Source organism: Candidatus Caldatribacterium saccharofermentans (assembly GCF_050267035.1).
In the GTDB taxonomy this organism is placed as follows: domain Bacteria; phylum Atribacterota; class Atribacteria; order Atribacterales; family Caldatribacteriaceae; genus Caldatribacterium; species Caldatribacterium saccharofermentans.
The window spans coordinates 1049569-1072340 of sequence record NZ_CP187957.1 but is presented as its reverse complement, the minus strand read 5'-3'; the positions used below and the strand labels follow the sequence as shown (position 1 = coordinate 1072340).

Here is a 22772-nt window from a genome sequence, read left to right as displayed (position 1 = left end):
CCATCAATACCCGAGTTCCTGCATGAGTTCGTCGACTTCCTTGGCCAGGTTGTCGAGCGCCTCTTCAGGCGAAACTTCTCCAGCAACAGCCTTCGAGATCCACTTGAGGTAGAGCTCGTTCAGCGGACGGTGCATGGGCAGAGCGGGAGCACCGGCAAAGAGGTAGCCATAATCCTTGAGGAGAGTGAAGTAGCCACCCATCTTGGCATCGAGTTCCTTGATGAGCGGGTCTTCAAAGGTGGACTTGCGGACGACTCTTGTGGCAAGGCGGGCAAATTCAGGCTGCCACTCTTTCCGGGCACACCACTGGATGAAGAGCCAGGCTGCCTCTTTGTTCTTGGAGCTGTGCGGAATACCCAGGGCACCACCGTCGTAGTAGCCGATGTACCCTTTCCCGGCCTTTGCCTCGTCCATCACCCCAGGAGCTGTCGGCGGCAGGGCGACACCGATCTTCCCGATGACGGCCGAGCGGGTTTCGTCCTGGGCCAGCCACCCGAGATTCTCAAGGTAGATGAGACCCTGGGCAACCTTTCCGGCACCAAACACTGCTGCGGTTTCATCCCAGGTGTAGGTGCGAACTCCCGGAGGTGCATACTGGAGCATGTCCACGTACCAGCGGAGAGCCTTCTTCGCCTGGTCGCTGTTGAGGGTACCACCGTTCTCAACGCTTGCTCTCATCTTCTCAAGGTTAATACCCCAGTTGTAGATACCCCAGGCCGGCCAGATGCTCTCGCACATCTCATAGGCCACACAGGGATGGGTCTTGGCCTGAGCGATGTGGCCATAGAGCTCAATGCCCTTTTCCTTTCCGTACTCGGTGAAGAACTTGGCGATATCCGTGTACTGCTCCCAGGTGGTGGGCACGGCAAGGTCGTATCCGTACTTTGCTTTGAAGGCTGCCTGGATTTCGGGATCCTCAAAGAGGTCCTTCCGGTAGATGTACGACTTCAGGAAGGCTTCAAAGGGAATGGCGTAGATGTTACCCTTTTCGTCCTTGAAGTAGTTGATGAAGCTTGTGAAATCATCGACATCGAAGTTCGGCTCGGTAATGGCGGAATTCTGGATGAAAGGCGTGAGATCGGTCAACCAGTTCTGGGCAAGGTAGGCGTAGATAATGTCCTGCTCGACGTAGATGAAATCGTAGATACCTGCACCGGTCTGGAGGTCCTGGATGGACTTGTTGTACATCTCGTCCCAGGAGGTTACCTCAAACTGCACCTTGATGCCGGTGAGCTTCTCAAACTCCGGAGCTGCCACCTCGACCATGGCCTTTGAAGGCGGTGTGCTCTCGGAAATTCCCTTGATGACCACACCCTTGTAGGGCTCAGCAGCCTTCTGCCACCACTCAGGATTCGCCACTTCCGCAAACACCGCTGCACTCCCAAGAACAAGGAGCGCCACAACCAAAAGACCAACGAGCTTCTTCATACGAACACATCCCCCCATGCTCTGATTTCAACTGTCAGAAAATCGATGGGAATCGGCAAAGACAGGAACTTTTGCTCTCCTCTCACCCCCCTCACCATATCGTGTATCCACCGTCCATAACGAGCACGCTTCCTGTAAGGTACGAGGAAGCGGGAGAAGCCAGAAAAACACAGGGACCTTTGATTTCCTCGGGACGGCCCAGACGCCCCATGGGCGTGAGCTTTTTCCAGAGCTCCCCATACTCAGGACGCTCTTTTAAGAGGTCAGCCACAAGCTGGGTCTCCATGTACCCGGGGGCAATGGTGTTCACCCGGACGTTGTACGGGGCCCACTCTGCAGCAAGGGATTTCGTGAGCATGATGACTGCAGCCTTTGAGGCGTTGTAATGCGCCTGAGCCTGGGGGGTGTTCACGATGATTCCCGACATGGAGGAGATGGTGATGATACTCCCTTTGCGGCGTTTGATCATTTCCCTTCCTGCCGCCTGGCAGGCAAAGAACACCCCATTGAGGTTGATGTCGAGAACCCTCTTCCAGTCCTCTTCGGGCATGTCCTCGGCCTTCATCCACTGCCCGACTCCGGCGCAGGCCACAAGGACATCCACCTTTCCGAAATGCTCCACAGTCTTTTGCACCATCGCTTCCACTTCGGCCTTTTTCGTCACATCCACCTTCACGGCTAAAGCGGAAACGCCAAGGGTACGAAGGTGCTCGACGACTTTCTGGGCTTTCTCCAAGTTGAGGTCAGCTACCACCACAGAGGCTCCGGCTTCGGCAAGGCCGATGCACATCTGCTCCCCAAGACCCTGTGCTCCACCGGTGACGACGGCAACTTCTCCATCGAGGCGAAAGAGGTCGAGGACAGACACCACATCTCCCCCTTAAACCGCAAAATGGTCGGGGCGAGCCGATTTGAACGGCCGACCACTCGCACCCCAAACGAGTGCGCTTGCCAGGCTGCGCCACGCCCCGACGCATTTTTATTGTAGCACAAACATCTCCACTGTCAACGGAACCAGAAGAGCCTCTGTAAGTTTATTCTCAGAGCCTGGCAGGCTTAACCTGAAAAGAGCGCCTTGGAGAAAGACGATGGCGGTTATCTCTTCCCTGCCCTCTCCTAACTCGCCCGGGGTCCGTCACCAGGACCTATCACACTGCCGCCTCGAGGCAACCGACCTCCCCTCCCCAGAGGGATGTTGACGAAAAACGTTGAGGCCTATTCATCCCTGAGGAACGGCTCAACCTTACCTGGACTCCCCCAATACATCCCGCCCGAGAATACGCCGTAACTTCCTGGACCCCCTCAAGAAAGGTGGTCTCTCAGGAATAGCCTTGCCGGCACCAGGTTATATACCGGAAAAATACCGGGAGGACTGAACAGTGTACGGGGTGAAGGCCAGAATCTGGCTCCTTACAGGACTCATTCTTTGTACTTTCGCAATCCCGGTCGAGTCTCTGGAAGTGGGGAGTAGAGCCCCCCTTTCACGGTTACCCCGATGGAGAGCCCTTCAGCCAGGAACAGCTTTTGGGGAGGCTGAGCATGATTTTTCAAGTATGCACTTGCAGACCTCCACAGCGTGCATCACTTGCTCCTTGAGGACCTCCAGGTTTTCCAGATCATTGACGCTTCAGGCGCCAACCTCTTTACCCGGAGCATCTGGAAAAGGAAGCTCTGGGAGAACGCTCGAAGGTATGGTGTTACGCTTTACGCTGACTGGAGCGGAAAAATGCGCCGTGACTTCGGTCCTCATCCTAAGCTGAGTAACATCCTCGTTGTTGATGCTGAAATACCCCCGACCAGATTTCCAAGGCATTCATATTTCCTCAGAGCAGAAGGAAACTCGATGGTGGAGGCGGGGATCACCCTGGGGAGCTTCGTGCTCTTTTCTCCGAACCTTGAGGTGCAGTCGGGGGACATCGCCGTGGTGGAGGTGGGAGAGGTATTCCAGGAAGCCGATAACAATTTGCGTCAAGGTAGGTTCCGGGTTTTTCGTGACATGAGAGACTGCAAGCCGGATGAGTAAAGGAAATGAGTATTAGGAAATGGGAAAATGGAGAAGATTTTCAAAATATCCCGGTGATAAGTTGACACTATCATTCCTCTTTTTGCCGTTCTGCACTTGTGCTACACTAACCGGCGAGCGGAAGCTTCGGGCAGCACTTTGGGGAGAATGCTGTAACTCGCTGGGGAAACCGCGAGGGAACTAGCAGGGAAGAAGTGACCCAGAATGGAAGAAGACCTTGCAAGATACGTAACCCCTGAAAAAGAAGGCAGGTTACAATACTTACTCTTTATCGACGAGAGTGGTACGGAGTGCTGGAACCCAAGGATGTCCCACGACATCAATGAGCGCCTTTTGTGCTTAATAGGCGTGATCGTACGGAGCGATTACTATCACAACGTTTTCGAAGGAGAACTGCTGAACCTGAAAAAAGACGTTTTTGGCAATCCGAATATCATTCTCCACACAAACGAGATCGTGAGGAGAAAAGGACCGTTTTCGACTCTCAAGGATGATAAGACAGATGACAAGTTTCAAGATCAACTTAAACGTTTGCTCTCAAATAGCGACTTTACAGTGATTGCCATCGGCATTGATAAAGATAACCATCACGTCCGGTACCAAGAAAGAGCATTAAACGCTTATTACTACTGTTTCCTAATGCTACTTGAAAGGTTTGTGTTCTTCCTGGAAAAGAGAAACGCTGTGGGCAGGGTATTCGCAGAGGCTCGCAACAAAGAAGCAGACAAGAGACTGAACAACCGCTACAGGCAACTATTCGTCGAGGGTACCTATTATGTCACAGCATCCCAATTTCGAGGGAGAATTCAGAACAAGGATAAAATTCTCTTTAGAACCAAGACTCACAAGGTGGCCGGTTTAGAAGTGGCGGATATATTGAGTCGATTCGCTAAGAAAGACGTTTTTAGAGGGTATTACTCCATCAACACTAAATGGGGCACTCGCCTTGAAGAGGACATAATCCAAATTATCCAGAAAAAATACGACAAATCTCCGAATGGAGCAATAGACGGATATGGAAGGAAACTGATTCTCTAAAAAAGAAGCGGCACGCCAAAGCGTGCCCTTCACCAGCCTTTGGCCGGTAACCCTCCGGATACCCGGATTGCTCTTACAATACCATGAAAGCGATAGGATGTCAATACCCTGTACGGGTTCATATCATGTGGGACACTCAACAAATCCAGTATCCCTCAGGTACTCCCAGGGCTCCTCTCCCCAAGCTCCAGTGTGGTCTTTTCCTATTCTCCACCTCTTCCGTCCGCTTTTCGCGGTGGAACCTCGTGTTCCAAGGTCCACCTCATCCTCATAGTGCGGGGAGAACCCTCCCGGAAGGTTCGGTTGCACCGTTCCACCACTCCACGGATATGGGAGACCTTGGAGGAAGGACGAAGAGTTTAATGCCGTATTCCTTACAGGCCTTCTCAAACTCCCCATAGAATTCACTCCCTCCAGTACCTCCTGGCCCGCACTGGAAAGGGGTACCTTTCGGAGTTCCTCGAGGAATACCCTGGAAAGATTCTCGTGGCTTGAGCATGGAGGGAGGAATAGGCCCACCGCAAGACGAGGTCTCCGGCAGGAATTCCCTATACACCTTTCCAGGAAGGGGACGGATGTCCAGAGTGTCGATGGCGGCAAGATCCCGGGGGATACCACCTCGGAGTCTTGGGGCTTTCTCTGAGCATGGGGTCTTTGATTCCCCCGTGGGCTTTTTGTGGCAGAAACCCTCCTCGGTTTTTCTCCCTCTTTGAGGAGACCCCGGGTCTTGAGATACCTGAGGATCCTCCCCACGGTGGAGGAAGAAGCGGTGAAACCCTCTCTCCTGAGGAGGACGGTGAGCTTCCCTTTCCCCAGGAAGGGGAATTCCTCCCGGAGTCTTTGAATCCTCTCCACAAGCTCCGGTGTCCACTGGGGCTTCCGGATCTTTTTGGGTCTTCTGGACCTGCTTTCCGGGCTTTTGAGGTTTCTGGGGTTGAACTTTTTCTTCCACCGGTATCACCCTCCAAAATCCCAAAAGCGGATGATTCCTTTCCTGTGAACCTGACCACATCCCGATGGCAAGGCAACCATATCCCCGGACGGGCGAGGTCAGGGAGAAAAACTTCATGATCGGGGAGCCCGGGGATGGAGAATTGAAAAATACCCCGTGGGAGGCTGACACCATCGAACGAGAGGACAGGGATTGACGAAAGAGGAGGAATAGAGTATTCTTGGTATGTAAACGTTTACTTCACAGGAGCAAGAACGATGGACAAAAAACGGACAGGAAAGGTCACTATAAAAGAAGTGGCGCAGCGCGCTGGCGTCTCCACGGCGACGGTCTCCCGGGTTGTGAACCGAAGTGGTTTTGTCAGTGAGGAACTCACCCGGCGCGTTTTCGAAGCTATGCGGGAACTCAATTACTTCCCAAACCGCTTGGCCCGGAGCCTGAAGAAACAGCGAAGTTTCGCTGTAGCGTATCTTGTTCCAGACATTGACAACCCCATCTTTGCCAAGGTTGTCCGGGGCATACAGGACGTGATGGAAGGGTTTTCCTATGACGTTTTCATTTACAATACCCGCTTTTCCGACAGCGCACTCCTCAAGCAGCTTGGCAACCTCCTTGAAAACCATCCCCAGGGAATCATCCTGAGCGCCTGGCACAGCGAAAAGGTCAGGGAGGCTGTGGCCCTCATCCAGAGAGTTGGCCTTCCCCTTGTGATTGTCCATTCCCCCCGGGATATTTCCGGAGTCGATGCTATTCTCCCTGATGATGTCCAGGGAGGGTATGAAGGAACGAAATACCTCCTCTCTCTGGGGCACAGGCACATCCTCTCCCTGGGAGTTCAGGGAAGTGTCACAAGCACCCTGCGGGGTGAGGGATACAGAAAGGCTATGGTTGAGGTTCTGGGTGCCTGCGACGAATGTCTCGTGGTTGTCGCTCAGAGCTTCTCTCCCCAAGATGGCTACCAGGCGGTATCGAAAGCCCTGAACAGAGGACTTCAGCCCACAGCTATCTTTGCCCACAGCGATTCCCTGGCTCTTGGCGCCTTTGAGGCAGTGTACGAGAGAGGATTGAGAGTCCCCGAAAACATCTCGATTATGGGTTTTGACGGGGCTTACGCTTTCTGTACTGTTCCCAAATTGACCACTATGGTCATCCCAAACTACGAAATGGGGAGGAGAGCAGCAGAAAAGCTTTTGCAGAGAATCCAGGGGATAAACCATCCTCCTTCCCAGGAACTCCTCGCACCTACGCTCTCTCCTCAGGGATCCACAAAAGCGAGAGAAGGAGAGCCGTGAGTAAGGAATAAGTGTGTCAGCATGGAAAAGGAGAGATGAACGATGAACAACAATGGCATGACTCCAAAGGAACGATTCTTCGCCTGCCTTAAGAAGGATAAGTATGACCGGATACCTGTCCTCGCCTATCACTTCCTGCTTCCTCGAGGGGAACTCGAACGCAAATTCCGCGAGGCAGGCTGTGGCCTACTTACGGGGGTACCTATATACGATCTGGTGTTCCCCTCTAACATCGTTGTAGAGGAGAAACGCTTCTGGGAGGGTAACGAGCGAGTTATCGTAAGAACGTATACTACCCCTGTTGGATCACTCCGCGAGTTAGCTACAATAGGGCCTTACGAAAGCGAATGGAAGCGAGAACATTTCATCAAGAAGCCCGAAGATTACAAAGTTGTAGCATATCTTCTTGAAAAAGTTACTTTCAAAGAAAAAATAGAGGATTTTCTCCGTGCTGATTATGAAATGGGTGGAGATGGAGTAGTTGTGCCCATGTTGCCACTTTTCGAACGCTCTCCATTCCAAAAGATATTGATCGATCTTGCCGGTCCAGAGAGAACACTCATTGACCTCTACGATCAGCCGCAGGAATTGGAAACACTAATGGAGTGCTTTCTCTGGAAACTCGAGGAAGCCATAGACATCTATCAACAGTTACCAGAAAAGCACATTTTCTGGTGGGTAGACAACGTAACCGCAGATCTTACCACTCCCCAGTTATTTAAGAACTTTTGCCTGCCCGTGTATCAACGGTACTTAGCTCCTCTCCGAAAAGAAGGGATCTTTTGCATGATCCATCTTGACGGAAAACTGAGGGCTCTTAAAGAACTCATTAAAGAAGCCCCGATAGATGTTGTGGAATCCTTTACTTTCCCTGAACAAGGAGGTGATCTAACGGCAGAAGAAGCACACGCGATGTGGTGTGATAAAGTAATCGCGGCCAATATCCCGGCAAACTTAGCGTACGCAAACACAGAAGGAATTAAGGAATTCTTTAGGAGTATTTTTGAAAGGAGGTGGTCCCAAGAGAGGTTCATTTTAGAGCTCAGTGAAGATCTGCCAAGAGAACACCTGGGCAAGGTCATATCAGCGCTTTTCAGAGTTCTTCAAAACTCGAAGAAGGAGGGATATTGATGCGGAAGGCCATCCTTTTTGTCACCGTTCTTACCCTTTTAGCAGGGATCTCAAGTAGTGTCGTAGGTGCAGGTGCAAAAGAAGAGATCACTATCTCCATGTGGACACATGACAATCTCTACGTGGAGTTTTTCACAAGACGAGGCGAGGAATGGGCCGCTATACACCCAGAGTACAAGGTTAATTTTGATTTTGTCCAGATTCCCTATGACCAGCTCTGGCCCAAAATTTTGACCGCCCTTGCAGCAGGAAAAGGCGTTCCGGATCTAATTGGAATAGAAATCAACGCCTTCTCACGCTTTATGAAAGGAGATATCGCCGAAAAAACCTTGGTTGATCTTACCCCTCTCATTGGCGCAGAAAGAGAGAAATTCCTGCGCTGGGAACCATACATGTACAAAGGAAAAATCTACGGTATTGAAAGTGCTCTCTGTCCAGTGGTCTTCTACTACCGGAAAACAGTTTTTGACGAAGCAGGTATCACCACTCCCCTCGAGACCTGGGAGGAGTTTGTCCAAGCGGGTCGCAAGCTAAAGGAAAAAGGTTATTACATTGCAGCTGTCGAGAGTAGTGGAGATGCTCCACATCATTTTCTCGCTCTCTACTATCAGCAGGATGGAGCGATTTTCGATAGCGAGGGCAATCTAATGGCCGAGGATGACCCCCGGGCAATACAAGCACTTCGCTTGCTGCAGGAAGGGGTTCAGGAAGGCATCTTATGGCCCACCTCGTCATACTATGGTGCTCCCCATTTTGCTGCTCTCAAGGAGGGCAAGGTCGTAGGAAACTACATGCCTGATTGGTGGTCAGTGTACTACCAGAAACCCCAGGTTCCTGAACAAGCAGGGGAGTGGAGAATTCAGCTTTTGCCAGCCTGGCGAACAGGAGGACGTCGCAGCAGCACCGCAGGAGGGACAGGATTTGCAATTACGAAATACTCAAAGAACCCGGAGTTAGTCTTTGACTTCCTGCATTACACCTACATGACCAAAGAGAACCAAATTAAGCGTTTCCTAGAACTCCAGTATTTCCCAACAATGATCGAAGCCATAACCGACCCACGAGTAACAGAATTTTCTGATCCCTACTATGGTGGACAGAACGTAGGAAAAGTTTTCTCAGAAGCTGCACTCCAGGTCCCAACCCAGTGGCAAAGCCCATACTGGTCCGAAGCCATGCAAACCCTCTACAAGGAGGCGGTAACTCCGGCTCTGGCCGGCAAAAAAATGCCGGAACAAGCCATAAAGGACGCGGTCTCCAAGATCCGAGAGCTTATGAAATAAATCAAAATCAAAAAGCCCCCTCTGGAAGCTTCCAGAGGGGGACAGGATGGGGTGAAAGACTTGCGGAACCCAGGTCGCTGGTGGAGCAGAAATCAGCAGAGAGTCATTCCCTATCTTTTTATACTACCTTTCTATATACTGTTTGCCATCTTTATGGTTTATCCAATCTGTTTTGGTCTTTACCTCAGTCTCCACGAATGGTCAGGTATTGGTGATATGCTCTTCGTGGGCTCAGGGAACTACTTAAATCTGTTCAGAGACCAGGATTTTCGCCTGGCACTCCTTAATACCTTCTGGTATATGGGAGCCAGTCTTGTCATTAACCTCGTGTTTTCGCTGTTACTGGCAACAATGCTCAATTCTACCCTGGTGAGAGGAAGGAAAATCCTTCGTACAATTTACTTTATTCCGATAGTCACTTCCATAGTGGCGGCTGCAATCGTTTTTACACTTTTCTATGACCGCGATTACGGACTTTTTAATCTGCCTCTCATTCTTTCCGGCAGAGCTCCTCTTGATTGGTTGGGAGATGTCTCTCTTTCCAAGCTCGCAGTTATCGGGCTCATTGCTTGGAGATGGACTGGCTTCAACATGGTTTACTTCCTAGCAGGATTGCAATCTATCCCCCCGTTGCTTTACGAAGCTGCTCTGATTGACGGAGCCAATGCGCTACAGCGCTTCTTTAGAATCACCCTTCCTCTACTAAAGCCGATTATCCTGTTTGTGACGGTCATTACCCTCACCGGATCCATTCAGGTTTTCGAAGAACCTTATGTACTAACCGGAGGAGGTCCGGCCGATTCGAGTATGAGCGTCGTCATGTACCTCTTTCGAACCGGCATGGAATATCTCAGATTGGGCTACGCAGCAGCCATAGGATTTTTCCTCTTCGGAACGGTGTTCATCTTTTCCTGGATACAAATGAACCTTATGGGTATCTTTGGAGAAAGGGAGCTATAAAGCTCTGGGAGGAACGAAAAAGTGAAAAGAGAAAAGGGCACATTAATCTTACGTATTGTAATACACCTCTTCTTGATTGTGGGGGCGGGATTCATGCTACTTCCCCTTATCTGGTGCTTATCTTCTTCCTTCAAAACCTCGGGAGAAATTTTTACCTATCCTCCAACACTCCTTCCCAAGGACCCTACTCTCAGCAATTACACAGAGCTCTTTTCAAGATTTCCCTACGGAAAATGGTACCTGAACAGCATCGTGTACACCGTATTGCTCACCACGCTTTCGGTTTTCTTCTGTTCCTTAGCCGGCTTTGCTTTCGCGAAATACCGCTTTGCACTGCAAAAACCTCTTTTTGCCATTGTTCTTGCCGCACTCATCGTCCCCTTCCAAGTGGTACTTATACCACTTTACGTCACTATTACGAAATTGGGGTGGATGAACACCTACTATGCCCTAGTAGTTCCCTTTATGGCTTCACCCTTTGGCATATTCCTCATGCGCCAGTTTATGGTAACGAGTATCCCAACCGAAATAATAGAAAGCGCCCGCATTGATGGATGCAGTGAGCTTGGAATCTTCCTAAAGATCGTTCTGCCCCTTAGCCAACCAGCCCTCGGTGCATTCGCCATTTACCAGTTTGTATTCTCCTGGAATAGCTTCCTTTGGCCACTAATTGTTCTCAACGAAACATCAAAATACACACTTCCAATAGGTCTGCAAAGCCTTTTTGGGATATTTTACCTCAAAGAGTTTGGGATACTCATGGCGGGATCGGCTTTAATGATTGTTCCTGTAGTGACCGTGTTTGTGTTCATGCAACGCTATTTCGTGTCCGGACTTACTGTAGGTGCCGTAAAAGAATAAAAGCTCAAGGGGGTTGAGGAAATGCGTGCATTCCCGGAAGACTTCCTTTTCGGTGTGGCTACGGCTTCGTACCAGATTGAGGGGGCCTGGAATGAGGACGGAAAGGGGGAGAGCATCTGGGACCGCTTCGCCCACACCCCGGGGAACATCCTCGACGGCACCACAGGAGATGTGGCCTGTGACCACTACCACTGCTTTGCAGAGGATGTGGCCCTCATGCAGGAACTCGGCGTTAGTGCCTACCGTTTCTCCATCTCCTGGCCCAGGGTTTTGCCCTCAGGGAAAGGAGCGGTGAACGAGAAGGGTCTTGCCTTCTACCGCAGGCTCATCGAGAAGCTCAAGGAGGCGGGGATCAAACCCGTTGTCACCCTCTACCACTGGGACCTCCCCCAGGCCCTCCAGGACCGGGGAGGATGGGAGAGCGAGGAGACCGTCGAGGCCTTTGCAGAGTACGCCCGGTTGCTTTTTGCGACCTTCGGGGACGATGTACACCTCTGGATCACCCACAACGAACCCTGGGTGGTGGCCTTTCCCGGGCACTACGAAGGGAGAGTTGCCCCGGGGAAACGCGATTTCCAGGCGGCTCTTCGTGTGGCCCGGAATCTCCTCCTTGCCCACGGGCACGCGGTCCGGGTCTTCCGGGAGGTGAACCCGAAAGGGGCCATCGGTATTGCTCTGAATCTTTCTCCTGCACATCCGGCTACAGAAAAAGAAGAAGACCAGGAAGCCGCCTGGCGCTTCGATGGCTACCTCAACCGCTTCTTCTTAGACCCCCTCTTTCGGGGACAGTTCCCCGAAGACATGCTCACCTTCTACCGGAAAAAGGGCTTTATCCTCGAGCCCTTCACAAAGGAAGAGCGTGCCCTTGTGGCCCAGCCCCTGGATTTTCTGGGCATCAACTACTACTCCCGCCACGTCGTGAGAAAGGGAGAGGAACCCGTTCTTGAGACCGAGGCCGTTCGCCTTCCTGGGAAAAAGTACAGTGACATGGGCTGGGAAGTGTACCCTGAAGGCCTGTATGAACTCATCCACCGGGTGACCGAAGATTACGCCCCAAGGGCCATCCACATCACCGAAAATGGGTACTGCTCTCCAGACGTTCCTTCCTGCGACGGCTCCATCGACGACGAGGAGAGGATTGCCTATCTTGAGGCTCACCTTGAAGCTCTCCACAGGGCTATAAGCGAGGGATGCCCAGTTCGAGGGTATTTCGTGTGGAGCATCATGGACAATTTCGAGTGGACCTTTGGGTTCTCCAAGCGCTTCGGCCTTGTGTACGTTGATTACGCCACTCAGCAACGCATCCCGAAAAAGAGCTTCTTCTTCTACCAGAGAGTCATCCGCGAGAGGGCCCTTGCGTAGGGAGCACTGGTCTCGGCAGAGTCACGCTGCCTTCTGTGTGAAAGTGACATCAGACCCCGTCGCGGGCAGCGTTCACCTTCCTTCCTCTGCAACGTTCCGGACCATCCGGAGAAGAGGGTGTCTTTGCCACCGAATCCTCAGGAAAAATTTTCCCTCCCCCGTAAAGTCCTGAAGCTCTCTGCCGATATTCTTGAGAGAGGAAAAGAAAGGAGGTTTTGGTCTTGCGGATTCGCACGAAGATTTCCCTGGGGTTCCTCGTCCTTGCGGTTCTGGCCGGTGTCACCGGAGTCGTGGCGCTTTATGCTTTCCGGCAGGTGAATGTGTCTTTCCAGGAAGTGGAGGAGGCCTTTCCTCTCCTTTTAGCCACTTCAAGACTCAAGGATATCCTTGCAAGTTCCAACGCCCTGGTCTCCTCATACCTCGCTGAAGAGGACCTTGAGAAACTCAAGGCCTACGATGCCTCTTTCGATACCCTCAATGCTCGTTTTACCATGTACCTTGAAGCCCTGAGGCTGGGAAGTACCTCCGAGGATTTCACCTCCCGTTACGGGGAGCTCTGGCAGGCTGAAAATTTCCCCTACACCCTCACCCCTCTCCCCGAAGGAAGTACCCTCAGCGCGAAACTCCAGGAACTCCGCACCCTCCAGGCCACCTATGCCATGAAGGTTTCAGCCCTCCGGAAGTCCTGGCAGGAACGGATAACGGCCATCAATACCCGGAACGAGAAAGCCGTGGCCATGGATGAGCCGGCGAACACCATCGTGAACTTCGTTCGCATTGTCGGCGACATCGTCGCCAAACAGGGGGATCCACTCAACGAGATTTACTTCTGGCTTTTCCGCTCTTTCTACGGGGGAGAGGAGGAGAACCGTGCCCGGGCAAACATCGGTTCGTACTTCGATAGCTTCCGCAAGGACCTGGAGCAGGCCGAGTTCTCAGAAGAAACTAAGAAAACCCTCCTTGAGCGCCTGGAAACCCTCAGGGGAAAAACCGAGGTTCTCCTGAACTCCATGTACAGTCCCCAGGCAACCCGAACCGATGAGGAGTTCATGGAATTCTACCGGGCTTACCGGTCTCTGCAAAGCAGCCTGAACGCCCTGCGCTTAGACAAATGGGTGGACCGTCTCTACACCCTCAACCAGGACCGGAAAAACTACTTGCTCCTTTCAGGAGAAGCCAAGGAAAAAGCCCGGGAAGCGGTGGACAAGAACTTCGAGATTCTCGCCAAGTTCTTCGAGGGTGATTTCCTCAATATCTATGCCGCTGTTGCTGCCCAGACCATCGTGAACGAGCGCTTCAAACCCTTCCGCGCCCTCTGGCAGGAAGTGGTGCAGCTTGATAAGAACCTCACTCTTCTTGAGGGACAAATCAGTCGTGCCATTGAGGAAATGCGTGGGATTGAAGAAAACCTCAAAAGCGCCATGGAGGCCATCAACGAGGAGGTCCGTAACCACCTCGCCCATGGGCTTGAGCTTGTGAACCGTACCCAGAAGACCCTCACCAGGCTCCTCTACCTCATCGTGGTTTTGGTGGTCGTGGTGGCACTTGTCCTGAGCCTCACCCTCTCCCGGAGCATCACAAGCCCCATTCGCCAGAGCGTGGCCTTTGCGAAAGTCTTAGAGTGCGGTGACCTCACCCAGCGGATGGACACGAACCGCCGCGACGAAATCGGAGAACTCCTCGCCTCCCTCACCCAGGCTTCAACTTCACTGTGCCATTTCCTGAGTGAGGTAGCTTCCTCCTCCCGGGAAATCCTCAAAGCCATGGAGAACCTGAAACACACCTCCCGAGAGATTGCCGAAACCGGTGACCAGATTGCCCAGACCATCGCCCAGGTGGCCAGGGGCTCAGAGGAACAGAGCCAGAACCTCATCACGGTCTCCCAGAAGATGGAGGGGCTCTTAGCGGAGATGCGGACCATAGGGGAGAACCTCATCCTCCAGGTGGAGAAGGCGGCCAAGACCTTAGAAGAGGTGGAGCGCATTGAGGCCCAGATTCAAGAGGTGGGGGAGAACCTCAGGGAGGTAGAGCAAGCAGCCGCCCAGGCCTTCTCGGCCACCGAGAACGGGGAGAGGACCCTCGCTGAGGTGGTGCAGGCCATCGGGCACATCGAGGCCTCGGTGCTCTCGGTGGGGAACGTGGTGGAGAAGCTTGGGGAGAGCTCCCGGGAAATCGGGAGCATCACCGACCTCATCACCGGGATTGCTGAGGAAACGAACCTCCTCGCTTTGAATGCGGCGATTGAAGCGGCTCGAGCTGGAGAGGCAGGAAGGGGCTTTGCCGTGGTGGCAGAGGAAGTCCGAAAACTCGCCGAAGAATCGGCTCAGGCTGCCCAGAAGATTGCCACCCTCATCCAGGAGGTGCAGAGAGAGGCCGAGCAGGCCGTGCGCTCCATGGGAGAGAGCAGAGAGCAGGTAAAGGAAGGCAACAAGGCCGTGGAGAGAGCCCGGATGGCCTTTGCAGCAATCCACAGAGCCAACGAGGTGGTGACGGAGGAGGCAAAGCGCATCACCAGTTCCTTCCAGAAGGTGGAAGAGGCTACCCGGAGCATCGCCCAGCTCTCTGAGGAGGTCACGGTCATCTCCCGGGAGAACGAGGAGCGGACAAGAAACGTCATCCGCATGGCCGAAGAGGTCCATGAGAGCCTGAGCCACGTGGCCTCCATTTCTGAGGAGAATGCCGCTAGTGCAGAGGAGGTTGCCGCTTCCTCCGAGGAGCAGAATGCGGCGCTCCAGGAAATGGACTCCACCATCACCGAAACGGCAAAGCTTGCCCAAAAGCTCGAGGAAGACCTTGCCCAGTTCAAAATCTGAACCCCGGTCGTTTCAGGCCTACGCCCGGTGGGCGGAAAGGAGGGGTGCACTTGCAGCGGCCCTGGTGCTTTCCATGGCCCTGGGTGCCTCCCTCCTTTTCCTCTTTCTCTTCTCCTTCTCCACTACAGAAGCAGTGACCAGCATCGTCACCGAGAACGCCAGAAACGTTCGGGAAACGGTCGAGAGAATCTTCCACAAGTACGCCCCGGCCTTCCAGGAGTTCATGCTCTCCCTGAGGAGCAACCCCACAAACCTCGAGGGGAAAATCGCGGCACTCTCCGTGCTTCCCGAAATTGCAGCCGTACACTACTACCTGGTGAGTTCCGAAGGCATCATCTACCGTACGAACTATCCCGATGACCTGGGCCTCAACCTCGGGGCTTTCCCGAAATTCTGGAACGCCCTCAACGAGGAACTTGCGAAAAAGGGCGTCGCCCTTCACCCCTTTGCCTTAGAGACCCGCACAGGACGCATCCGGATGTACCTCTACACCCGTCTCCCGGAAGGGGATATTCTGGAACTTGGCTTCACGCTTCGCCCCGAAATCCTCGAACCCTTCGTTACAGGCCTTCTGGCCTTTCAACGGTTACCTTTTGTGGAATCCGTGGGGCTGTACTCTCCCCATTTCCACCCCGTGGCTTCCGCCTTTCCCGCCCTCCCCGAGTACCTCAAAAACCGCATCGCCACCGCATCGCAAAGGCAGGCTTTTGGTCTTTTCAGAAGAACCACAGTTCGTCGCCTTGCTGTGCCGCTTCTGAGCGGGGCCAGCACAACACTCCTTGTCACCGTTACCTTCAACTTCCTCCCCTTAGCTCTTTTCCTTGGTCCTCTTTCCCTCGGAGGTGTAAGCTTTCTCATCTACCTCAAAAAACAGCACCACCGGTGCTTTGCTGCACTCGCAAAAGACCTGGAGACCACAATGCTCTACCTCGAGGAGGAAAGGGGAGAAAGTTTACCCGCTCTGCGGTTTTCCGAAACCCAGGCTATCGCCTCAGCCCTCAGGACGTTCCGGAAGGAAACAGAAGAAGCCTTCGCCACCTTTGCCAGAAAACTCGCCTTGATCGCCGAAGGGCATGACCCCCAGACCGCGCGACACATGCAGCGGGTGGCAGAGGTTGTGAGAATCCTCGTCGAGGAACTCGGCCTCCGCAATCCTGACATCGTCCGATACGCCGGGCTCCATGATATTGGCAAACTCTTCATCCCCCGGGAGATTCTCGAAAAAGAGGGACCACTCACCGACACAGAGTGGGAAGTGGTGAAACTCCATACCCTCCTTGCCAGGGAACTCTTCGACCATCCCCGTCTTGTCGTGGCCCGGAACATTGCCCTGTACCACCACGAGAATTTCGACGGTACTGGATACCCCGAAGGCCTCAGGGGAGAAGAGATTCCCCTTGAAGCGCAAATCCTCAAAATTGCCGACGTCTACGATGCCCTGCGGGATGAGCGTCCATACCGGAGGGCTTTCTCCCACGAGGAGGCGCTGCGCATTATCACGAAAGGGGATGGACGGGTGAAGCCGGAACACTTCCACCCTCGGGTACTCTCGGCCTTCCTCAGGCGGGCGGAGGACATTCGCAGGCTCTACGAAGAGTAGTCCCCGAAAAGTATAATAGGAGGAAAACGAAAAGGGAGAAGAGACGATGCAGGAGTTCCTCCAGGCCGCACGGGGCATTCTCACCATTCTTATCCTTCTCGGTGTAGGGTACGCTCTAGCCCGTTTCCAGTGGGTCAGAAAAGAGGAATCGGAATTCCTGGCCCGTTTCGTGGTTTACATTACCCTTCCACCGTACATGGTCGTGAACATTACCACAAGCTTCACCAGGACAAGCCTCCTGCACCTTGGGAAAGGTCTTCCCGTACCGTTCTTCTCCATGCTTTCCTCGTACCTCTGTGCCGTCCTTTTAGGATACCTCCTTCGCCTTCCCGCGAAACGTCGGGGAATTTTCGTTGTGGCCTTCTCCCTCTCAAACACCATCTTCGTCGGGCTCCCGGTGTGCCAGGCCCTCTTTGGCGAGCGCGCCACACCCTTTGTCCTCCTCTACTACATGGTGAACACCACGCTCTTCTGGACCTTAGGAGCCTTTGGCATCGCGTCCTCGGAAAACCCGAGGCAGGGGTTTTCTTTCGCCGAAACCCTCCGGAGAATTCTGAACCCGCCCTTTCTGGCCTTCTTCCTCGGGGTAGCACTGGTGCTTCTTGGACTCTCCCTTCCCCCGCTTCTTGCCGAAACGGCAAGGCTTTTAGGAAATCTCACCACGCCTCTTTCGTTGCTTTGCGTGGGAACCACCATCGACACGAAACACCTGCGGCTCACGAGGGACCTTGTGCTTGTACTCCTTGGTCGATTCCTCATCTCTCCCCTCCTTGTCCTTGCTGTTGCCACCCTTTTTCCTCTCCCCGAGCTTATGAAAGAGGTCTTCGTCGTTATGTCAGCCATGCCGGTGATGATGCAGTCCTCGCTCCTTGCCCGGGTGTACAGCGCCGACTACGAATACGCCACGGGAATGATTGCCGCAACCACCGCACTGAGCATTCTGGTGATTCCCCTCCTCAAAGTGGGTATCCAGTACCTGTAGAACCTGTGGTATAATCGCAGGGACTATGAAAAGCATTGAACTTCTGCTCCTTGCCTTCGGACTGGGGCTTGATGCGTTCTCCGTTGCCGTGGCCTTCGGGATGTGCCAGAAAACATGCCCTGTGGGGGCGAGGCTGAGGCTTTCGCTCTCTTTTGGCGCCTTCCAGTTCCTTATGCCTCTCCTGGGATTCATGGCAGGAGCAAAGGTAGCGAACATCGTGGCTTCTTTCGACCACTTCGTGGTCCTTGGAATCCTCTCCTTTGTGGGAGCGAAGATGGTGGCGGAAGGTCTCAGGAGGGACGAGACCAGACCCTTCCCCGACCTGAGCCGGGGCTGGCCGCTTCTCTTCGCTTCTTTAGCCACAAGCATCGATGCCTTGGCTGTGGGATTTTCCTTTGCCCTGCTCCAGAAAGGGGTGCTCCTTGAGGCCCTGGTCATCGGCATTTTTGCCTTCTCTATGACGTACCTTGGGGTGTCCTTCGGACACAGAGTGCAGGAAAAGGCTATATTCTCTCGGCCCGAGGCTTTTGGGGGAATAGTGCTCATCCTCATCGGGTTGAAGATTTTCCTTGAACACCTGTAGAGAGAAGGGGGAACCTTGCGGAAACAGTGCGTTTTTGGGCCGATTCTCTCCCGGAGGCTTGGGAGTTCTCTTGGGGTGAACCTTGTCCCCTACAAAACCTGCAACCTCGATTGCGTGTACTGCGAGTGCGGAGCTACGCTCAATCTCTCTATAGAACGAAGAGAGTACCTCCCCACCACGGCAGTGATTGATGCGCTTCAGGAAGCAGCTTTACGGCTTCGAGGGTATCCTCCGTTCTGCGTGACCTTCGCCGGGTGGGGAGAACCAACACTCCACGCTCAGTTTGGCCGTATCGCTGAAGCGGCACGGCGGATTTTCCCAAAAGAACGCCTGGTTCTCATTACTAACGGGGCGCTTTTTGCCCGCTTTCGGGAACTCCTTGAGGAAATCCAGGTATTCGACCTCATCATCCCATCCCTTGATGCCGGAACCGAAGCGGTTTTCCAGCGCATCAACCGCCCCCATCCCTCCCTGAGCTTTGCCGAGCACCTGGAAAGCCTGGCGCTTCTGCGGCAACGTTTTGCGAAAGACATCTGGCTTGAGGTGTTCATCGTTGAGGGCCTCAATGACGCCCCCGAAGAGCTTTTGGCCCTCAGGACACACCTTGCCCACCTTCGCCCAAACCGGATTCACCTCAATACCCTCGACCGGCGACCGACATGTACCTGGGTTCAGGCCCCGTCACGGGAACGTCTTGAAGCCATCGCTCACTTTCTCGGGGGAGAAGTCATTCCCTCTTTCCATGTGGCGAGGATTTCTCCGCAAGCCACAGGTCACGGGCTCTCCGGAGAGCAGCAATGTGCCCCTCGTGAGTGCCACAGCACCCCCCGATGAGCCGCACGTTGAGCTCGAAGAACCGGGGGGCAAGGGTGAAAAAATCCTCGGGGGTTTCGTTGTACACAACAGTTCCCTGGTCCACCCGGGGAACACCGGCGTTGGGCTTGGCAGAAAAAGGACCGGGATGCTCTCTGGCGTATGCCTCAAAAATCCTCAGCACTTCCCGAATACCGGTGCCGCAGTTTGCCCCCAGGATGACGTGAGGTTTTTCCCGGAAAGCCTGTGCCACTCTGGCAGGAGTTTCCCCCATAAGAGTTACCATGCCTTCTCCCCGGGGCTCGAAGGTAAAGCTCACGATGGCCTCGCCACCCACCTCTTCCACTGCTTCAAGGGCGAGCAGCGCCTCGCGAAGAGAGCTGAAAGTCTCCAGATGGAAAAGGCGTACCCCAATCCCAGCAAAAACCCGCACCACCTCCCGGAAGGCCTCGAGGGCGTCTTCTTCCTTGAGGTCACCGAAGGGCTCGAGGAATTCTCCCAGAGGACCAATGGAGGCAGCAAGAAGGGTTCCAGAGTGACACGCCTGCCAGGCAATGGCTACCGCGCTCTCGAGAATTTCCCCAAGGCGTTCTGCAAGGCCATGACGCCCAAGGCGGAAACGATTCCCCCCGAAGGTGTTGGTCTGAATGACGTCAGACCCACTGTCCACGTAGCTTCTGTGCACCAGAAGAACCTCCTCAGGGTGTGACAGATTCCATTCCTCAGGGGGGTGCCCCGGAGGAAGCCCAAGTTGCTGGAGTCTTGTGCCCATGGCACCGTCAAACACGAGAACCCGCTCCTTAAGAAGGTCGCAGAGCATTGCCTCTCCTCCTTTCTGGGGGATTATATCAGAAATGTTCCACGTGGAACATTGTTTCCTGTGGTATTATCCTGAGGAAGGAGAAAGGAGGAAAGCTTATGGAACGTCTTGGGTTCATTCAGGCCGGATTTGGGCTTTTCGGGGAAGGATGGGCGGATCTGCTCCTCCGAAGCGAAGGTGTGGAGCTTCGAGCTGTCGTTGACCCCTCAGAGGAGGCCCGAGAACGCTTTGCAAAACGCTTCGGAGACCGGGGGATTCCCTGTTTCCCCACCCTTTCGGAAGCCCTGAAAAACATCCAGGCCCAGGCAGTGCTCATCGTAGCACCTAACAGAGCACATCGGGAGATTGCCGAGGAAGCCTTAGAAGCAGGACTGCATGTCCTTTCGGAAAAGCCCCTGGCCGATACCTGGAAAAACGCCCTGGGAATTTACAACGCCTGGAAACGGTCGAAGAAGCTGGTATACGCAGTGAGCCAGAACTACCGTTTCCGCCCCGAGATTCAGGCACTCAAGAAAGCCGTTGCCGAGGGTGCGTGTGGGAACATCGAATACGGGACGTATGAATTCCACGAAGAATGGCGGCTTGGAGGATGGAGGACTTCCATGGATTATCCCCTTCTTGAGGATATGAGTATTCACCACTTTGACATCCTCCGCTTCGTTCTGGGGAAAGAGGCCCTTGCCGTTCGCATGACGAGCTCTAACCCTTCCTGGAGTCCCTTTAAAAGCGGCGCGGTGGCTTCAGGAGAACTGCACTTTGCCCAGGAGGTACTCGTGCAGTACTTCGGAAGCTGGGTGAGCCGGGGCCACAGAACGAGCTGGAACGGCACCATTCGCCTTTTTGGAGAACATGGAACCCTCTCTCTCGAGGATGACCGGCTCTTTGTGACCGGAAAGGACGGCAAACGTGAGGAAATTATCTTCCCCCGCTACGAGACCGACGGGCGGGTTTTTGTGCTCCGGGAGTTCGTGAAAGCCGTTCTCGAGGGTGAGGAACCTTCCACCTCCTTGAGCGACAACATCAAAACCTTTGCCCTGACCTGTGCCGCGGTGGAATCGGCACAGAGGAGAGAAGAGGTTGCCCTTCGGTACTACCTTGGAGAACTTGAGCCTTAAGGGAACACCTTTCGGGCGAAAATCATGTAGGTGGTGTGAGCCACCATCCGGTCAAGGGGTCGAAAGGTCAGGGGGTTCGTCTTGTACTCCCGGAAGAGGCTCTCCCACACGCTGATGCCGACAAAGGGAAGCGAGCGCAACCCCCGTAGCACCTCCATCACCTGCGAGGCCGTGGGAGAAACAATGGCAATTCTCCCCCCGCCTCGCAGAGCTTCCCAGCATTGTCTGAGGTACTTCCAGGGTTCAGGAACATCAAGGAAAAGGGCATCCACCTCGTGCTCTTCAAAGCCCTCCTCGATATCCTGGAGGCGAATCACCACACGGTCCAGAAGCCCCCACTCCTCGAGGTTTCGCTTAGCCACCACGATGAACTCTTCCCGCCGCTCATAAGCATAGACCTTCCCCTCCTCTCCCACAAGCCGGGCCAGCGCCCCACACATGGCGCCACTGCCAAGCCCCACATCAATCACCCGATCCTTTTCTTTTACGTCGAGCATGAGGAGAATATACCCGAGGTCTTTGGGGTACACAATCTGGGTCTTCCGGCGCATGTGGAAAATGTTCTCCACCACTCCGGGCTGGAGGAGAAAGGCCCTTTTTCCACCTGTTGTGAGGATGTACTCCCCAAACTCTCGCCCAGGGAGCTCTCCAAGGTCGATATTTCCAAGGTGGGTTCCCAGGGACTTCCCTTGCTCCACCCGCACGAGGTAATCCCGACCATCCTCAAGGAGGATATAGACACGATCGCCTTCGCGAATGGGCATATTTTGCCTCCTTTTTGTGACATCTATTATAAACCATGCACCGTGTGTTCTTTCTGTGGATAACTTGTGGATTTCTCCGCTCTTTGGAGTATACTCTTTTCTGAAAAATGCCCGATCACCACTTTATCCACAAGGAAAAGCAATGGAAATGTGCGTTTCCCAAGCGTATACAGCAAAAATGTTTGAGCGATGTTTTAGAAAAATGAGCGGATGGAGTTGTGGATAACCTGTGGACAAGTTGAAAAATGTCCTCCGTGAGGGGAGAGCACTCCTCGGTGTTTCGCTTTCTGAAGAACAGGAAGAACGGATGCTTCTTTTCGTCCATCTCCTCAACGAAGCCAATCACTTCCTCAACCTCACCGGTTTCAGAACCGAGGAGGATATCCTCGTTGAGGGGGTTCTCGATAGCCTCACAGCTTTTACTTTAGAGGACCTGGTTTTTGTGGGGAAGAGTCTCCTTGATGTAGGGACAGGAGGTGGCATTCCGGGGATTCCCCTGAAAATCGCCTGTCCTTCGCTCAAACTCACCCTGGTTGAGGCCACGGCGAAGAAGTGCCACTTTCTTGAAACCACTCTCCGTGCGCTTGGCCTTGAAGACGTGGACGTTCTCTGTGAGCGAGCCGAAACCCTGGCGCATCACCCATCCCTCCGCGAACGGTTCGACCTTGTCACTGCCCGGGCCCTGGGTGGTCTTCGGGAAATCCTGGAGCTCACCGTTCCTTTCCTCCGCTGCGGGGGCTTGGCCTTCTACTACAAGGGCAGAGAGGCCAAAAAAGAGGTCGAAGAAGCCCAAAGAGCCCTGGAGGTACTCCGCTGTAGCATCAGAACACTACGGGAGGTGGCCATCCCCTTCCGGCCCCGCAAGACTACCCTCGTCCTTATCGAAAAGAAAGCCCCCACACCCCTGCCTTACCCTCGTCGGCCAGGAATACCCAAGAAACGCCCTCTGTGA

Annotated in this window: 19 protein-coding genes, 1 tRNA gene and 1 pseudogene; 15 read left to right on the top strand and 6 right to left on the bottom strand. The window is 53.8% G+C overall.

From position 1 onward, the window contains the following. Window positions 1-3 precede the first annotated feature (3 nt). The 3 genes from ACPT9Q_RS05460 to ACPT9Q_RS05450 form a co-directional block, all read right to left on the bottom strand. Window positions 4-1428 carry an extracellular solute-binding protein gene (locus tag ACPT9Q_RS05460; RefSeq protein ID WP_017873467.1) on the bottom strand — a complete coding sequence of 475 codons (1425 nt, stop codon included), beginning with the start codon at window positions 1426-1428 and terminating at the stop codon, window positions 4-6. A gap of 91 nt (window positions 1429-1519) precedes the next feature. Next, entirely contained in the window at window positions 1520-2296 is a 777-nt protein-coding gene (locus ACPT9Q_RS05455) for an SDR family NAD(P)-dependent oxidoreductase (RefSeq protein ID WP_427366639.1), read from the bottom strand. A 25-nt stretch (window positions 2297-2321) separates the two neighbouring features. Continuing rightward, window positions 2322-2399, bottom strand: a tRNA-Pro gene (locus tag ACPT9Q_RS05450). Between the two features lie 605 nt (window positions 2400-3004). Here ACPT9Q_RS05450 and ACPT9Q_RS05445 point away from each other — a divergent pair. Both ACPT9Q_RS05445 and ACPT9Q_RS05440 read left to right on the top strand, forming a co-directional pair. Then, window positions 3005-3451, top strand: a complete 447-nt coding sequence (locus ACPT9Q_RS05445; protein WP_427366638.1) for a LexA family protein — start codon at window positions 3005-3007, stop codon at window positions 3449-3451. 204 nt (window positions 3452-3655) lie between these two features. After that, on the top strand, window positions 3656-4489 hold the full coding sequence (locus ACPT9Q_RS05440) for a DUF3800 domain-containing protein (protein WP_427366637.1): 834 nt from the start codon (window positions 3656-3658) through the stop codon (window positions 4487-4489). Window positions 4490-4612: 123 nt separating this feature from the next. On the opposite strand, the pseudogene ACPT9Q_RS05435 reads toward ACPT9Q_RS05440, so the two are convergent. Continuing rightward, window positions 4613-5386 (bottom strand): annotated as a pseudogene (locus ACPT9Q_RS05435) (helix-turn-helix domain-containing protein); the annotation flags it as partial. A 312-nt stretch (window positions 5387-5698) separates the two neighbouring features. Between ACPT9Q_RS05435 and ACPT9Q_RS05430 the strand changes: the two are divergent. The 11 genes from ACPT9Q_RS05430 (at window position 5699) to ACPT9Q_RS05380 (ending at window position 19142) form a co-directional block, all read left to right on the top strand. Beyond that, the gene (locus tag ACPT9Q_RS05430; RefSeq protein WP_427366636.1) at window positions 5699-6733 is read left to right on the top strand and encodes a LacI family DNA-binding transcriptional regulator; all 1035 of its coding nucleotides are present in this window, start codon (window positions 5699-5701) and stop codon (window positions 6731-6733) included. Window positions 6734-6775: 42 nt separating this feature from the next. Then, window positions 6776-7864 carry a uroporphyrinogen decarboxylase family protein gene (locus ACPT9Q_RS05425; protein ID WP_427366635.1) on the top strand — a complete coding sequence of 363 codons (1089 nt, stop codon included), beginning with the start codon at window positions 6776-6778 and terminating at the stop codon, window positions 7862-7864. Next, complete coding sequence (locus ACPT9Q_RS05420; protein WP_427366634.1) at window positions 7864-9147, top strand: ABC transporter substrate-binding protein; 1284 nt, start codon at window positions 7864-7866, stop codon at window positions 9145-9147. The genes ACPT9Q_RS05425 and ACPT9Q_RS05420 overlap by 1 nt, the downstream gene beginning before the upstream one ends. A 51-nt stretch (window positions 9148-9198) precedes the next feature. Then, on the top strand, window positions 9199-10107 hold the full coding sequence (locus ACPT9Q_RS05415; protein ID WP_427366633.1) for a carbohydrate ABC transporter permease: 909 nt from the start codon (window positions 9199-9201) through the stop codon (window positions 10105-10107). A gap of 21 nt (window positions 10108-10128) precedes the next feature. Next, window positions 10129-10968, top strand: coding sequence for a carbohydrate ABC transporter permease (locus tag ACPT9Q_RS05410; RefSeq protein ID WP_427366632.1), 840 nt, complete (start codon window positions 10129-10131; stop codon window positions 10966-10968). 21 nt (window positions 10969-10989) lie between these two features. Then, complete coding sequence (locus tag ACPT9Q_RS05405) at window positions 10990-12330, top strand: GH1 family beta-glucosidase (RefSeq protein ID WP_427366631.1); 1341 nt, start codon at window positions 10990-10992, stop codon at window positions 12328-12330. A 221-nt stretch (window positions 12331-12551) separates the two neighbouring features. Beyond that, on the top strand, window positions 12552-15143 hold the full coding sequence (locus ACPT9Q_RS05400; RefSeq protein ID WP_427366630.1) for a HAMP domain-containing methyl-accepting chemotaxis protein: 2592 nt from the start codon (window positions 12552-12554) through the stop codon (window positions 15141-15143). Continuing rightward, window positions 15124-16743 carry an HD-GYP domain-containing protein gene (locus ACPT9Q_RS05395; RefSeq protein WP_427366628.1) on the top strand — a complete coding sequence of 540 codons (1620 nt, stop codon included), beginning with the start codon at window positions 15124-15126 and terminating at the stop codon, window positions 16741-16743. Before ACPT9Q_RS05400 ends, ACPT9Q_RS05395 begins: the two co-directional genes overlap by 20 nt. Before the next feature lie 46 nt (window positions 16744-16789). Beyond that, window positions 16790-17725 carry an AEC family transporter gene (locus ACPT9Q_RS05390; RefSeq protein WP_427366626.1) on the top strand — a complete coding sequence of 312 codons (936 nt, stop codon included), beginning with the start codon at window positions 16790-16792 and terminating at the stop codon, window positions 17723-17725. 25 nt (window positions 17726-17750) lie between these two features. After that, window positions 17751-18308: a manganese efflux pump MntP family protein gene (locus ACPT9Q_RS05385; protein ID WP_427366625.1), complete on the top strand. Its 558-nt coding sequence runs from the start codon at window positions 17751-17753 to the stop codon at window positions 18306-18308. Window positions 18309-18323: 15 nt separating this feature from the next. Further along, window positions 18324-19142: a radical SAM protein gene (locus ACPT9Q_RS05380; protein ID WP_427366624.1), complete on the top strand. Its 819-nt coding sequence runs from the start codon at window positions 18324-18326 to the stop codon at window positions 19140-19142. Here ACPT9Q_RS05380 and ACPT9Q_RS05375 read toward each other — a convergent pair. Further along, the gene (locus ACPT9Q_RS05375) at window positions 19036-19941 is read right to left on the bottom strand and encodes a homocysteine S-methyltransferase family protein (RefSeq protein WP_427366623.1); all 906 of its coding nucleotides are present in this window, start codon (window positions 19939-19941) and stop codon (window positions 19036-19038) included. The genes ACPT9Q_RS05380 and ACPT9Q_RS05375 overlap by 107 nt on opposite strands. Before the next feature lie 98 nt (window positions 19942-20039). On the opposite strand from ACPT9Q_RS05375, the gene ACPT9Q_RS05370 reads away from it, so the two are divergent. Further along, on the top strand, window positions 20040-21056 hold the full coding sequence (locus ACPT9Q_RS05370; protein ID WP_427366622.1) for a Gfo/Idh/MocA family protein: 1017 nt from the start codon (window positions 20040-20042) through the stop codon (window positions 21054-21056). On the opposite strand, the gene ACPT9Q_RS05365 is transcribed toward ACPT9Q_RS05370, so the two are convergent. Beyond that, complete coding sequence (locus tag ACPT9Q_RS05365; RefSeq protein WP_427366621.1) at window positions 21053-21820, bottom strand: tRNA (adenine-N1)-methyltransferase; 768 nt, start codon at window positions 21818-21820, stop codon at window positions 21053-21055. The genes ACPT9Q_RS05370 and ACPT9Q_RS05365 overlap by 4 nt on opposite strands. A gap of 229 nt (window positions 21821-22049) precedes the next feature. On the opposite strand from ACPT9Q_RS05365, the gene rsmG reads away from it, so the two are divergent. Further along, window positions 22050-22772: a 16S rRNA (guanine(527)-N(7))-methyltransferase RsmG gene (rsmG, locus tag ACPT9Q_RS05360; RefSeq protein WP_427366620.1), complete on the top strand. Its 723-nt coding sequence runs from the start codon at window positions 22050-22052 to the stop codon at window positions 22770-22772.

What these genes read in the sequence shown, in the direction of transcription:
- ACPT9Q_RS05460 (WP_017873467.1), bottom strand. Translation starts at nt 1,428, where the DNA reads ATGAAGAAGCTCGTTGGTCTTTTGGTTGTGGCGCTCCTTGTTCTTGGG.
- ACPT9Q_RS05440 (WP_427366637.1), top strand. Translation starts at nt 3,656, where the DNA reads ATGGAAGAAGACCTTGCAAGATACGTAACCCCTGAAAAAGAAGGCAGG.
- ACPT9Q_RS05430 (WP_427366636.1), top strand. Translation starts at nt 5,699, where the DNA reads ATGGACAAAAAACGGACAGGAAAGGTCACTATAAAAGAAGTGGCGCAG.
- ACPT9Q_RS05425 (WP_427366635.1), top strand. Translation starts at nt 6,776, where the DNA reads ATGAACAACAATGGCATGACTCCAAAGGAACGATTCTTCGCCTGCCTT.
- ACPT9Q_RS05420 (WP_427366634.1), top strand. Translation starts at nt 7,864, where the DNA reads ATGCGGAAGGCCATCCTTTTTGTCACCGTTCTTACCCTTTTAGCAGGG.
- ACPT9Q_RS05405 (WP_427366631.1), top strand. Translation starts at nt 10,990, where the DNA reads ATGCGTGCATTCCCGGAAGACTTCCTTTTCGGTGTGGCTACGGCTTCG.
- ACPT9Q_RS05390 (WP_427366626.1), top strand. Translation starts at nt 16,790, where the DNA reads ATGCAGGAGTTCCTCCAGGCCGCACGGGGCATTCTCACCATTCTTATC.
- ACPT9Q_RS05385 (WP_427366625.1), top strand. Translation starts at nt 17,751, where the DNA reads ATGAAAAGCATTGAACTTCTGCTCCTTGCCTTCGGACTGGGGCTTGAT.
- ACPT9Q_RS05375 (WP_427366623.1), bottom strand. Translation starts at nt 19,941, where the DNA reads ATGCTCTGCGACCTTCTTAAGGAGCGGGTTCTCGTGTTTGACGGTGCC.
- ACPT9Q_RS05370 (WP_427366622.1), top strand. Translation starts at nt 20,040, where the DNA reads ATGGAACGTCTTGGGTTCATTCAGGCCGGATTTGGGCTTTTCGGGGAA.
- ACPT9Q_RS05365 (WP_427366621.1), bottom strand. Translation starts at nt 21,820, where the DNA reads ATGCCCATTCGCGAAGGCGATCGTGTCTATATCCTCCTTGAGGATGGT.